This window comes from Kitasatospora sp. NPDC057936 (assembly GCF_042887525.1).
Taxonomy (GTDB): domain Bacteria; phylum Actinomycetota; class Actinomycetes; order Streptomycetales; family Streptomycetaceae; genus Kitasatospora.
The window spans coordinates 84,917-96,492 of sequence record NZ_JBHVPD010000026.1 but is presented as its reverse complement, the minus strand read 5'-3'; the positions used below and the strand labels follow the sequence as shown (position 1 = coordinate 96,492).

Below are 11,576 nucleotides of genomic sequence, written 5' to 3'. Positions count from 1 at the left end.
GGGCCCGATCCCCCGACTACGGCCCCGCGGCCCTTGTGCTCACGTCTCTCGGGCGACCGGCTTGGGGTAGATCCGGGCGGTGGTGAACAGCGGACGGTCCACGACGGTGACGGAGTGGACGGACCAGTCCGCGATGTCGCGCCCCGCGGGACGCATGCCGAGCCACTCCCGCGCCCAGCAGAACGGGCGGCGGCCGTAGCGCAGGACCTCGCGGCAGTGGTCGAAGGCGACGTCGACCGGCAGGCCGCCGTCGGCCAGACCCCGGGCGCAGCCGGAGTCGAGGACGAGGCCGCGCCCCATGAGGGCGCGGCTGGCGAGCCACAGTTCCTCGACGGTGCCGATCACGCGGCCGTCCGGGAGGGCGAGGGGCAGGGGCATGGTGGAGCGCGTGAGCGGCCGGCTGATCGGGACGGGCGCGATCATCGGCCGCTCCGGCGTCGTGGCGCGGTGGCCGAGGGGTGCGAGGACTCCCTGCCAGGCGGCGGCGGTGAGCGTTGGGGCCATGGCCGCACGGTAGGGCCGTCGACCGGCCGCGGGTGCGCATACGCGCCGTCGGCGGGAAACGGTGTGACCGGGCTTCCCCCGCTCGGCCGTGTCCCACGGGCGGGTGGGGCGGCCCGGGAACCTCGACGCTCGGGCGCGGTCGTCCGCACTGGCTGATCGTCAAATCACCGCGGGCGACGCGATGATGCGCATCGCTTACTACGTGGCGCGTAGTTCGCAGCGCGTAGTATGGTCCTCCGTCGGATCGAAAGGAGCGACGACATGCAAGCCAACGACGCCCAGACGCTCGTGCTCTGCGCGCTGGCCGACGGGCCGCTGCACGGGTACGCCGTCAACGCGGCGATCGAGGAGCTGACGGGGGAGCGGCTGGGGCCCGGCAGCCTGTACGGGGCGCTGGCCAGGCTGGAGTCGAAGCGGCTGGTCGAGCCGCTCGACGGGCAGGGGCGCCAGCGGCCGGTGCAGTTGACGGCCCTCGGCCGCGAGGTGCTGGAGCGCGAACTGCGCGCCATGGCCCGGGTCGCGGACGCGGGACTCCGGCGACTGGGGGTGAACCCCGCGTGAGCGTCGTCGCCCGAGGCCTGGTCAGGCTCTACCCGGACGCGTTCCGCGAACGCTGGGGTTCGATGGTGGAGGACGAGGCCCGCGGCGCGGGCTGGAAGTCCTGGCCCAACCTTGCCGTGGGCATCGCCGACATGTGGCTGCACCCGGCGGTCTGGCCCGCCGACTCACCCGCGCAGCGCCAGCGGCGGGTGGCCACGATGGGCATCACGGTCGCCCTCGCCGCCTGGTTCCTCGGTCACCTGGCCGCCGAACAGGCCGACTCGCTGCCCGCCGTCGGCGTCCGGGAGGCGGTCATGCAGGGCTGCACCACGCTGCTGCTGCTCGGCATCGCCCTGGTCGCACCCCGCCCCCGGCCCACGCCGGGCGCCGCGATCACGCTGCTGGGCTGGGCGGTCCGCCGCCTCGCCGCACCGACACTGCTCGGCACCGCCGTCGTCATCCTGGTGCACAGCGGTGTCGACGCGGACGCCTCGCCGCCCACCCTGCGCACCGCCGTGCTCGCCGCCTGGTGGATCGCCCTCGGCCTCGGCGCCGTCCAGATCCCGCGGATCTTCACGGGTGTCGGCGCGGACGCCGTCGTGCCACCCGGCACCGGCCGCCTCCGGGCCGGCGTGTGGACCCTCGCCGGCGCCAGCGCCACCGGTGGCGCCACCATCCTCGGCGTCTCGCTCACCGGCCTCCACCTGCTCGGCGTCGGCATCGGCGCGGGCCTGCTGCTCCTGACGGGGGTGTGCGCCGGCACCCTGCGCGATCTGCGGGACCTGCCACCGGCGTCGTGATCCGGTGCCGCGTCCGGCCTCGACCGCGCTCCACTCCAACCCACTCGGACGGTGCCCATGCCCGACCTGCTCCGCTCCCTCTACACCCGCCGGCTGCGCCGCGAGGTCATGGCGGGCCCACTGCCCCGGCACGTCGGGCTGATCATGGACGGCAACCGCCGCTGGGCCCGGCAGATGGGCATGGCCGACCCGAGCCTCGGGCACAAGGCCGGCGCCGACCACGTCGAGGAGGTGCTCGCCTGGTGCGAGGCCCTGGGGATCGACCACGTCACGGTCTTCGTGTGCTCGACCGAGAACCTCCAGCGCCGCGGCGACGCCGAAGTCGCCTACCTGATGGGGCTGATCGAACAGGTGGTCACCGACCGCCTCACCCGACCGGACGCCCGCTGGCAGGTGCACCTCGCCGGCCTGACCGACGCGCTGCCCGACAGCACGGCCCACGCCCTCAAGGGGGCCGTCGAGGCCACCAGCACGTGCACCACCGGCGCCCATGTCACCCTGGCCGTCGGCTACGGCGGCCGCCAGGAGGTCGTCGACGCCGTGCGCGACCTCATGTACGCGCGGGCCGAAGGCGGCGCCTCGCTGACCGAGGTCGCCGACGCGCTGACGGTCGACGACATCGCCCCGCACCTGTACACCGCCGGACAGCCGGACCCCGATCTCGTCATCCGGACCAGCGGCGAACAGCGGCTCTCCAACTTCCTGCTCTGGCAGAGCGCTTACTCGGAGCTGTACTTCTGCGAGGCCTACTGGCCCGCCTTCCGCGAGGTCGACTTCCTGCGCGCCGTCCGCAGCTTCGCCGCCAGGCAGCGGCGCTACGGCGGCTGAGCATCCACGCATCCACCGATGGGGGACCGATGAAGAACCCTTCCAGCACCACTCCGCCGCTCTACGACTCGATCGGGGCCGGCTACCGCGACACCCGCCGTCCCGACCCGAGGCTGGCCGCACTCATCGGCCGGGCCCTCGCCGGAGCCCGCACCGTGGTCAACGTGGGCGCCGGAACCGGCTCCTACGAACCGGCGGACGCCGACGTCACGGCGGTCGACCCGTCCCGGGTCATGCTCGACCAGCACCCCGGCGCGACGAAGGTGCGGGCCGCCGCCGAGCGCCTCCCGTTCGCCGACGGGCGGTTCGACGCGGCGATGGCGGTCATGACCGTGCACCACTGGCCCGACCTGGAAGGCGGGCTGCGGGAACTGCGCCGCGTGTCCCGACGCCAGGTGGTCTTCACCTGGGACCCGGAGCACCGCCCGGAACTGTGGATGATCAGCGACTACCTGCCGCAGATCCGCGAGCTGGAGCACGCCCGGTTCACACCGCTGTCGACGGTCGCCGAGACGCTCGGCGCACACACGGTGCTCCCGTTCCCGATCCCGCACGACTTCACCGACGGCTTCCAGATCGCCCACTGGCGCCGCCCCGAACGCTTCCTGGACCCCGTCGTCCGGCGGGCCAGCTCCACCTTCGCCCAACTCCCCGCCGACGTCGTCGAACCGGCGATCGCCAGACTGCGCGCCGACCTCGCCTCCGGCGCCTGGTCCCGCCGCTACGGCCACCTGCTCGCCCGCGACAGCGTCGACTACGGCTACCGCCTGCTGATCGCCGGCGGCGAGCCCCCGGATCCGGGGGACCTCGCATAGTGCCCCGACGTGCAGATCCGGAAGGGGAAGTCGTGCCGCTCGGGTCACTGGCAGTTCTGCACGTGCGGGTGGTCGTACGAGGCCGTGCACACGTACAGCTGCAGGGCGCCGCTGCGGCCGATGTCGAGCTGCGTCGCGTTGGCGGGGCCGAGGGAGTGCAGGCCGGTGTAGCCCGCGTCCTCCAGCGGCTGCCAGCTTCCGCTGCCGCCGTCCCACTCGCTCCCGTCGATGGTCAGCAGCGGCCGGACGTCCGAGCCGCACTCGGTGCAGGCCATGGGGAACGGGTCGGAGAAGCTCCACGGTGCGTGGCCGCCGACCTTGCAGCCCGGAGCGACGCCGAGGTCGTACTGGTAGACGAGGCCGTGCCGGTCCTCCCAGGCGACGAGCCGCTCCGCCAGCTCGTCCGGGAGCTCGTGCGGTGCCGGGTACTCGGTGACCGTCTCGGGGTGCAGGACGCACGCCTCGGGCAGGTAGTGGTCGTTGCCGATCACGGACGGCTGCGGGGCCGCGGTGAGCGGGTCGGTCACGTCGGCGGCGCTCCGCCAGCGCAGTTCGGTGCGGGGCAGGTAGTCGTCGTGGTCGAACGGGCACCAGAGCACCTGCAGCAGGTCGGTGCCCTCCGGGCGCGGAAGGCCGGGTACGTCCGCCGCGTCGAGCTGGGCCACCGGGACCATCGGGACCGGGCCGTCCTGGGGAATCCGCTCCCGGTCGCCGATGCGGTCGACCGTCGCGCGCTCGTCCGGGGTGAGCAGGTCGGCGCCGTCCTCCCGGGGGCGGCGCCACGCCTCGGCGAGGATGCGCCGCCGCAGCCGCACGTCCTCGGGCGAGGAGCCGACGTACGAGGGGCCGGTGTGCTCCGGGCAGGTCGGCCACGGCTCTCGCGCGGGCCACAGCAACGGGCCGCCGATCGAACTGTCCGCGGCGGTCGGCCGGCCCGCGCGGGGGTGGAGCCGTACGGTCGTACGGGCCAGCGGCGTGAGCTCGGGGAAATGCACTGTGACATCGACCGGGCGCGGCGGAGTGGTGCGGCTCATGGACGAGACGATAGACGCCGGAGGCCGCCCGTCCGCGCGGGGGTTCGCGCGGTGGACGGCCTCCGGGTTTCGTCAGCGGGGAGTTCGGAGACCCGCTGCCCCCGTCACGAACCGGCGGGAAGGAGTGCGACGAGCTCGCCCAGGACGCGGGCCGCCGGGGCCGGGTCGACCAGCCACTTGAGGTGGCTGCTGGTGAGCGTGCGGACGTCGTACGGGTTGTCCGGCGTGAGTGCGTCGGCCTCGCGGATCATCCGGTCCTGGACGGCGAGCGGCAGGCTGGTGTCCTCGGTCAGCCGGACGTACGTCCTCGGGATCCGGCCCCACGTGTCGCGCCGGGCCCGGTCGTCCTCGGTGCCGGCGTCGAGGTTCTCGTCGGGCTGGAAGGTGTTGAGGAGGGCCATGAACTCGTCGTCCGTGCCGTCGGCGAGGAAGGCCGCCTTGAAGCCCGCGAGGGCGCCCGGGTCGGCGGTGCGGAAGTTGGAGCGCAGCAGGCCCAGTTCGGCCGGGTTCGCGACCATCGCCGCGCCCATCGCCGCGAGGTCGACCGTGGCCATCTCGGGCTCGGCGTAGTAGGCCCCGACGGTGAGGTCGACGGGGGCCCACGAGGAGACGTAGACGATGCGGTCGATCAGGTCGGGCCGCTGGTTGGCCGCGACGGTGGCCGTCATGCCTCCGCGGCTGTGCGAGACGAGGATGACGGGCCCGTTCCGCTTGGCCCGCTCCAGTATCCCGATGAGGTGTGCGGCGTTGTCGGCGAGCGTCACGCCTTTGATGGCTCCGGGCTCGGTGGCGAGCGCTGCGAGGTCCTGCGGTGCCTGGTAGGCGCGCGGGTACGTCGCGGCGAACCCGTGGCCCGGAAGGTCGACGGCGACCGAACGGTGTCCGAGGAGGCCGAGTTCGGCCTGGAGCGGGGCGAAGGCGAAGGAGTTCGAGAAGGCTCCGTGAACCAGTACGAACGTCGGTTGCATCTGCTGGTGACTCACTTTCAGGTCCTCTGCGGCGTGGACCGCGCACGCGTCGCACGCGCGAACGGCCGTCCACGATCCGATGATTCAGAGTACTCAACGGAAGATCATCCGCACTACCCGCACGGTACGGCCTCCTTGGACTCGACGCTCCCGAGCGCGGCGGGGTCGGCGCCCAGCGCGTCGAGGGCGTCCGGCCAGGCGGTGTCGCCGGGGTCGAGTGCGGTGCGGAGGTAGGCCCACGTGAGGTGCCGGACGGCGGCGACCCGCTCGGGGTTCTCGTCGGTGGTCTCGGCGACGTCGTAGCCCGAGATGCCGCCGAGGCCGTGTTCCGCGTCGAACAGGGTAAGCAGCGACTTGGGACCGGGGGAGAGGGTGTACGGGTCGGTGTGCCACTCGGGGCCGCGGACGGTCAGGTGGGTGGAGGCGTCCTTGTCGCCGGCGACGACGAGCGCGGGTGTCGTCATCGTGGAGAAGTCGGTGGTCAGGAAGAACGGGGCGGTGCGGGCGAAGGACTCGGTGATCGCGTCGCCGCCGCGGCCGGGTGCGGCGAGCAGCACGCCTGCCGTGATCCGGGGGTCGGCGAGGTTCACCTCCGCTCCGGTGTCCGGGTCGGTGAGCCGGGCGCCCAACAGCAGACTCGCGGTGTGCCCGCCCATGGAGTGGCCGGCGACGGCGATCTTGGTGTGGTCCAGGCGCCCGGCGAGCTGCGGGACGGCGGCCTCGATCGCGTCGAGCCGGTCGAGGATGCGCGACATGTCCTCGGCCCGGGATCGCCAGTGGAGCGGTGCCCCGGGGGTGTCGGGGTCGAGGGTGCCGCTGAGGGTCCGGGAGCTGAGGTGGGTCGGCTGGATGACGGCGAAGCCGTGGGCCGCCCAGTAGTCGGCGAGCGGGGCGTAGCCGTGCAGGGAGGAGAGGTGGTTCGAGGGGCCGTGGCCGTGCGAGACGAGGATGATCGGGAGGTCGGTGCCGGTGGTGGGCGCGGAGACGCGTACCTCCAGGTCGACGGCGCGGCCGGGAACCGGCAGCGTGACGGGGCTGACCGACAGAACAGGGCTGGCCGAGAGGCCGGGAGCGGCCGAGAGAGCGGGGGTGGACGGTGAACTCATGATGAGGTCCCTTCGATGGCCTCCCGCAGCCGGTCCCGTCGAGACAGCAGGAGACAGCACGAGACAGCGCGAGACGGCGCGGAAGCGGTCGGGAGCGTTCGGCTCAGACTGGTGCCTTGGCACTAGACTGAAACCGGAACGCGGTTCCGATTCAGGATGCGGAACGTGGTTCCGTTTTGTCAACGGCCGTCGGGAGGAAGACGTGGAACCCATCGCAAGCCCGTCCGGGGAGCCGCCCGCCCGCGGCAGGCGCGCCGACGCGCTGCGCAACCGGCAGACGCTGCTCGACGCCGCCGCCGAGGTGTTCGTCGCGTCCGGCGTCGACGCGCCGATCCGCGAGATCGCGGCCAGGGCGGGCGTCGGGACGGGCACGGTCTACCGCCACTTCCCGACCCGGGCGGACCTCGTCGTCGCCGTCTACCGCCACCAGGTGGAGGCCTGCGCCGAGGCCGGCCCGAGCCTGCTGGCCTCGGCCGGCTCGCCCTTCGCGGCGCTGCGCCGGTGGATCGACCTCTTCGTCGACTTCCTGGTCACGAAGCACGGGCTCGCGGGCGCGTTGCAGTCGGACAGCGGCGGCTTCGCGGCGCTGCACGAGTACTTCCTCGACCGCCTGCTGCCCGTCTGCACGCAGCTGCTCGACGCCGCGGCCGCCGCGGGGGAGATCCGGCCCGGCACGGAGGCCTACGAGCTGATGCGCGGTGTCGGGAACCTCTGCATCGGCCACGACGGCGACCCGCGCTACGACCCCCGCCGCCTGGTCGACCTGCTCCTCCGGGGATTGGCACACCCGGCCTGATCCGGTGTCGGCTCGGGGGCGCCGTCCACTTCTGGTTCGCCGTCCCGGTGCAGGTCCGGATCTAGACCCTCGCCCGTCGCCGGCCGCCGAACCGCCCGCCCGATCACCGGTACGGCCCCCTGCGTCCTACGAATGACCGGCCATCGGTCGCCGACCGTAACCGATCATGCTTCTCTGCTCGCAGAGAGTTCCGGCCGTGCTGCGCGGAGCCGGACCGCGCGATCGCGCACCCGGACGACAGAGAGGTGGACGCCGTGCTGGCAGGAGTCGGACGCTGGGGCGGGAGGGGCGCGTGTGCCGCGCTCGGCGCCCTGCTGGCGGTGGTCGGCGCGGCTCCGCTCGCCCCGGCGCGGGCGCAGACGGGGACCGACGTGACCGTCACGGCGAGCGGGCCGGCCAAGGCCGCCGTCGGGGAGTCGATCACCTACGGCGTCAAGGTGACGGGCAGCGGCGTCCGCACCGAGGACACCACGCTGACGTTCCGTCTGCCCGACGAGGTGGACTTCGTGTCGGTGGACGGACGGTCGTGCGCGGCCACCGCCGACCGGCGCGGCGTGGTGTGCGCCTACGGGGTGCGGCAGGGCGGCACGTTCGGGCAGCCGGACATCACGGTGCGGATCAAGGACTCCGTCGCGGTCGGCACCCGGATCACCGCCCGCTTCACCACGAGCTACCGCCTGGGCGGCACGCGCTACGACGGCGGGGAGGCGAGCGTGGTCACCGAGGCGGTCCCGGGTGGTCTGACGTGCCCGATGGTGCAGGACGCCGGGCTCTTCCCGCAGCCGCGTACGCAGGCCTTCCCCGCCCTGCCGACCTCCGCCGCCGAACGGGACCGGCTGCAGATCCGTCAGGCGCTGGCGGACGTGCAGCCCACCGGGTTCTGCCTGCGCGCGAACCGGCCGGTCCAGGTGACGGTCACCGGCGGATCCCCGGACGCGACCGTGGAGCTGCAGGTCGGGACCTGGGCCCTGGTGGACCCGTACAGCCGCACCGGATACGGCACCTACACGGCGAGCCAGTCCCCACCGCGCTCCTACCGGCTGCAGCCCGGCGAGAACCGGATCACCGACCCCTCGGGCGGGATCCTCTACGTGCGCCACACGGCCGACTCGCCCGCGAACGCCCCCTCCGTCACGGTGACGCTCGACGACGGCACGGCCGTCCAGCCGATCCCGCACTTCGACCGGCAGGGCACCACCAACACCCAGTGGCAGCGCATGCTGGGCGCCACCACGGCGACCGGTCCGGTCGAACTGGTCGGCGACCACGTCGTCATCGCGGGGATGCAGGAGTCCGCCCTGCGCTACGCGGGCGAGAGCCAGGACGAGCTCCTGGACACCTACGAGCAGATCCTCCGCGCGGAGGACGACCTCGCGGGCCTGGACGGCTCCACCGCCCGCGACACGCGCTCGCCGCTGCGCTTCCTCGCGGTCGAGAGCCCGTCAGGCACGAACCCCAACGCGACCTACTACCGGATCGCGATGCCCGGCAACCGCGACGGCGTCCTCTACTCCGCGACCGAGGCGGCGAACAGCTGGGGCCTGTTCCACGAGTTCGGGCACCAGCACCAGCAGCGGTGGACCTGGGGCGCCGGCCAGGACACCAACAACATGGGCGAGGTCACGGTCAACCTCTACTCCATGGCCGCGGACCGGCAGTTCGGGCACACCACCAACGGATGGGCGGACGAGACCACCTGGGCCCCGGGCCGGGACTACCTCGCCCAGTCGGCCCGCGACTTCGCCACCGCCCCGAACAAGGCGCAGTTCGACATGTTCGCCCAGCTGGACAAGGCGTTCGGCCCGGACTTCTACCCGGCGCTGCACCGGCGGATGCGGGCCGAGCGGCCGGACCTGGCCGACACCGACCGGCAGATGCGCTGGTTCACCGTCACCGCCTCCCGGATCGCCGGAGCAGACCTGAGCGACCACTTCGCCGACCGGTGGGGCCTGCCGCTGAGCCGGGAGACCCTGGCCGCCCTGGCCGCACTCGGCCTCCCCAAGCCCGCCACCGACCCGAGCACCGTCGCCGCGTTCACGGGGAAGAAGGACACCCGCACCGAGATCGTCCGCTTCACCAACCGCACCGGCACGGCCCTGAACCGGTCGTCGCTCGACCTCCGCGACGGCACCTGGGCCCGGACACCGGCGGAGCGGATCCCCAACGGTCGGACCGCCGTGCTGCGGGTGACCACCAGCGGGGGCATCGACGGCACCGCCGGCTACACGCTGCCGGGCGCCGGCCAGGGCGGATTCACCTACCGCAGCCCGGAGTTCAGCGCGAACAACTACGCGGTCAGCACCGGTCAGGGCATCAAGGTCACCGTGAACGACCAGGATCAGAACACCCGCACCACCCCGCCCGGCACCTCCCTCGACAGCTACACCAGCACCGTCCTGGGCAAGGGCGACGACCCCACCGTCTGGGTCACGTACGAACGCGCGTGACCGGCGTCCGCGGGGCCGGAGCGATCGAGCCGGCCCCGCACTCCGGCCCGGGGGCGGTGTCAGTCCCCGCTGGTAGCGTGCCGTTCGGCAGTGAAGATCAACAGGAGGGGCGGCAGCGGTGCGGGAGATCACGCGTCACGCGGTCGACGGGCAGCGGGTTGCCGAAGCGCTGGACGGCATCGTCAGGCGGACCAACCACCGGCAGTACGAGATGTGGCGCGAGGGCCCGTCCCCGGAGCGGATGCTGGCGCTGCGCGACGAGCTCCTCGACCACGTCGCCGCCCGTACGGTCGAGCACCCGGTCCAGGAGGAGGCCCCTTCCGGACTGGTCCTGCGGACGGCGGCGGAGATGGCCCTGGGGGCGCTGAGCGTCGGCTGCTTCCCGGACGGCGACCAGGAGATCCTCTTCCCGCTCATCGACGAGAAGTTCACCAACGACGACGTCTCCTTCGGCGCCGTTGCCGAGCGGGCCCCCACGGCCCGGACGTGGCTCGACGCGTTCGAGACATGCCTGGTCAGCGGGCTGCTGTGGGAGCGGGAGCGAGTCATCGGACTGCTGCTGCGGTGCGACTACGCGCCGGCGATCCGGGACGGCGTGCCGTACTCGCGGCTGACGTCGGTGTCGGACCCGGCGGACCTCGCCGCGATGGACGCGCTGTGCCCCTACCTGGCCGAGGCGAGCGGGCACCTGCCCGCCGACTGGCCCGCGGTGACCCTGCGCAAGCCGGAGCCGGACGAGCTCGCCGCGGCGGCCGACCGGCTGGACGCCGTCGCTTCCCTGACGGCGGACCAGCGCCTGCTGCGCGTCCTCCTCGACGACGACCGGCCCGCGTTCGAGCAGGCCCTGGCGGCGCGGCTCGTCGAGTACCGGGAAGGCCTGGACGCCGATCCGGCCCCGCGGACCCTGCTGCCGCTCGGCACCCTGGCCCTGGCCGCCCTCGCGGTCCAGGTGCACGGGTGGGCGCTGGAGGTGCGGTCCGACTACCTGTCGGCCGATCCGCCGGCTTCGCCGCCGGCGCCCCGGCGCGAGCCCGACGGCGGGTCCGAGAACCCGCTGGGCAGCGTGTACCTGCGGCTGGTCGCCGAGGAGTCGATCCCGGCCGAGGCACGGGAGCAGTTCGGCTACCTGCGCCCGCTGGCCACGGACCTCCTGGTGGGCATCGCCCTGGACACCCCGGAGAGCATCCGCGTCCTCGACGACCGCGACGTGGCCCTCGTCGACCGGCACGTCCTTGAGGCCGCCGCGCGCACCAACCTGCTGAACTCCCCTGTCGACTACGACACGTACGACCTGCCCGACGGTGCGGTCCTCCACATCCTCGGCCACCCCGAGTCGGTGTTCGCCGCCAGCAAGCTGCTCGTCTTCGAGGAGACGGTACGCGCCGCCGACGGCCCGGCGATCCCGGCCGAGGGCGTGCTGGTCGTCGTCCCGAACCGGCACAACCTCGTCTTCTACCCGCTCGCCGACGAGCACGTGGGCGAGGCCGTCAACTCGCTGGCCCAGTTCGCGTTCGGCGCCTACGAGGACGGCCCCGGGCGCCTCTCGCCCCGGGTGTTCTGGTGGCGGGCCGGCACCCTGACGTGCATCACCGCCTTCGAACCCGAGAGCCGGACGATGAGCATCTCCCCGCCCGACGAGCTCATGACCATCATGCGCCGTCTGGCCGGAGCGGCCGGCTGAGGGCGAGAGGCCGCGGCGCTGCCGGGTCCGTCGGCACTGCTCGCCCGCCGGGCCGGG

The 11,576-nt window shown here is 73.3% G+C and carries 11 protein-coding genes; 7 read left to right on the top strand and 4 right to left on the bottom strand.

Features of this window, described 5'->3' with window-relative positions; translation table 11 throughout:
- Positions 1–39: 39 nt before the first annotated feature.
- Positions 40–504, bottom strand: a complete 465-nt coding sequence (locus ACFVU9_RS16750; RefSeq protein WP_387593939.1) for a hypothetical protein — start codon at positions 502–504, stop codon at positions 40–42.
- Between the two features lie 261 nt (positions 505–765).
- On the opposite strand from ACFVU9_RS16750, the gene ACFVU9_RS16745 reads away from it, so the two are divergent.
- The 4 genes from ACFVU9_RS16745 to ACFVU9_RS16730 are packed head-to-tail and all read left to right on the top strand — an operon-like array spanning position 766 to position 3,487.
- The gene (locus ACFVU9_RS16745; RefSeq protein WP_380445247.1) at positions 766–1,065 is read left to right on the top strand and encodes a PadR family transcriptional regulator; all 300 of its coding nucleotides are present in this window, start codon (positions 766–768) and stop codon (positions 1,063–1,065) included.
- Positions 1,062–1,844 carry a hypothetical protein gene (locus tag ACFVU9_RS16740; protein ID WP_387593937.1) on the top strand — a complete coding sequence of 261 codons (783 nt, stop codon included), beginning with the start codon at positions 1,062–1,064 and terminating at the stop codon, positions 1,842–1,844. The genes ACFVU9_RS16745 and ACFVU9_RS16740 overlap by 4 nt, the downstream gene beginning before the upstream one ends.
- Before the next feature lie 51 nt (positions 1,845–1,895).
- Positions 1,896–2,672, top strand: coding sequence for a polyprenyl diphosphate synthase (uppS, locus tag ACFVU9_RS16735; protein ID WP_387593935.1), 777 nt, complete (start codon positions 1,896–1,898; stop codon positions 2,670–2,672).
- Positions 2,673–2,701: 29 nt separating this feature from the next.
- Complete coding sequence (locus ACFVU9_RS16730) at positions 2,702–3,487, top strand: class I SAM-dependent methyltransferase (RefSeq protein ID WP_387593933.1); 786 nt, start codon at positions 2,702–2,704, stop codon at positions 3,485–3,487.
- A gap of 44 nt (positions 3,488–3,531) precedes the next feature.
- On the opposite strand, the gene ACFVU9_RS16725 is transcribed toward ACFVU9_RS16730, so the two are convergent.
- The 3 genes from ACFVU9_RS16725 to ACFVU9_RS16715 form a co-directional block, all read right to left on the bottom strand.
- Entirely contained in the window at positions 3,532–4,521 is a 990-nt protein-coding gene (locus ACFVU9_RS16725) for a hypothetical protein (protein ID WP_387593931.1), read from the bottom strand.
- Between the two features lie 104 nt (positions 4,522–4,625).
- Entirely contained in the window at positions 4,626–5,489 is an 864-nt protein-coding gene (locus ACFVU9_RS16720) for an alpha/beta fold hydrolase (RefSeq protein ID WP_380499514.1), read from the bottom strand.
- Positions 5,490–5,602: 113 nt separating this feature from the next.
- Positions 5,603–6,595: an alpha/beta hydrolase family protein gene (locus ACFVU9_RS16715; RefSeq protein ID WP_387593929.1), complete on the bottom strand. Its 993-nt coding sequence runs from the start codon at positions 6,593–6,595 to the stop codon at positions 5,603–5,605.
- A 202-nt stretch (positions 6,596–6,797) separates the two neighbouring features.
- Here ACFVU9_RS16715 and ACFVU9_RS16710 point away from each other — a divergent pair, with 202 nt between their 5' ends.
- The 3 genes from ACFVU9_RS16710 to ACFVU9_RS16700 all read left to right on the top strand — a co-directional run bounded on the left by ACFVU9_RS16710 (position 6,798) and on the right by ACFVU9_RS16700 (position 11,519).
- On the top strand, positions 6,798–7,391 hold the full coding sequence (locus ACFVU9_RS16710; RefSeq protein WP_387593927.1) for a TetR/AcrR family transcriptional regulator: 594 nt from the start codon (positions 6,798–6,800) through the stop codon (positions 7,389–7,391).
- 254 nt (positions 7,392–7,645) lie between these two features.
- Positions 7,646–9,838 carry a M60 family metallopeptidase gene (locus tag ACFVU9_RS16705; RefSeq protein ID WP_387593925.1) on the top strand — a complete coding sequence of 731 codons (2,193 nt, stop codon included), beginning with the start codon at positions 7,646–7,648 and terminating at the stop codon, positions 9,836–9,838.
- Between the two features lie 118 nt (positions 9,839–9,956).
- Positions 9,957–11,519, top strand: coding sequence for an immunity 49 family protein (locus ACFVU9_RS16700; protein ID WP_387593923.1), 1,563 nt, complete (start codon positions 9,957–9,959; stop codon positions 11,517–11,519).
- Positions 11,520–11,576: the final 57 nt, after the last annotated feature.

What these genes read in the sequence shown, in the direction of transcription:
- ACFVU9_RS16750 (WP_387593939.1), bottom strand. Translation starts at nt 504, where the DNA reads ATGGCCCCAACGCTCACCGCCGCCGCCTGGCAGGGAGTCCTCGCACCC.
- ACFVU9_RS16745 (WP_380445247.1), top strand. Translation starts at nt 766, where the DNA reads ATGCAAGCCAACGACGCCCAGACGCTCGTGCTCTGCGCGCTGGCCGAC.
- ACFVU9_RS16715 (WP_387593929.1), bottom strand. Translation starts at nt 6,595, where the DNA reads ATGAGTTCACCGTCCACCCCCGCTCTCTCGGCCGCTCCCGGCCTCTCG.
- ACFVU9_RS16725 (WP_387593931.1), bottom strand. Translation starts at nt 4,521, where the DNA reads ATGAGCCGCACCACTCCGCCGCGCCCGGTCGATGTCACAGTGCATTTC.
- ACFVU9_RS16730 (WP_387593933.1), top strand. Translation starts at nt 2,702, where the DNA reads ATGAAGAACCCTTCCAGCACCACTCCGCCGCTCTACGACTCGATCGGG.
- ACFVU9_RS16720 (WP_380499514.1), bottom strand. Translation starts at nt 5,489, where the DNA reads ATGCAACCGACGTTCGTACTGGTTCACGGAGCCTTCTCGAACTCCTTC.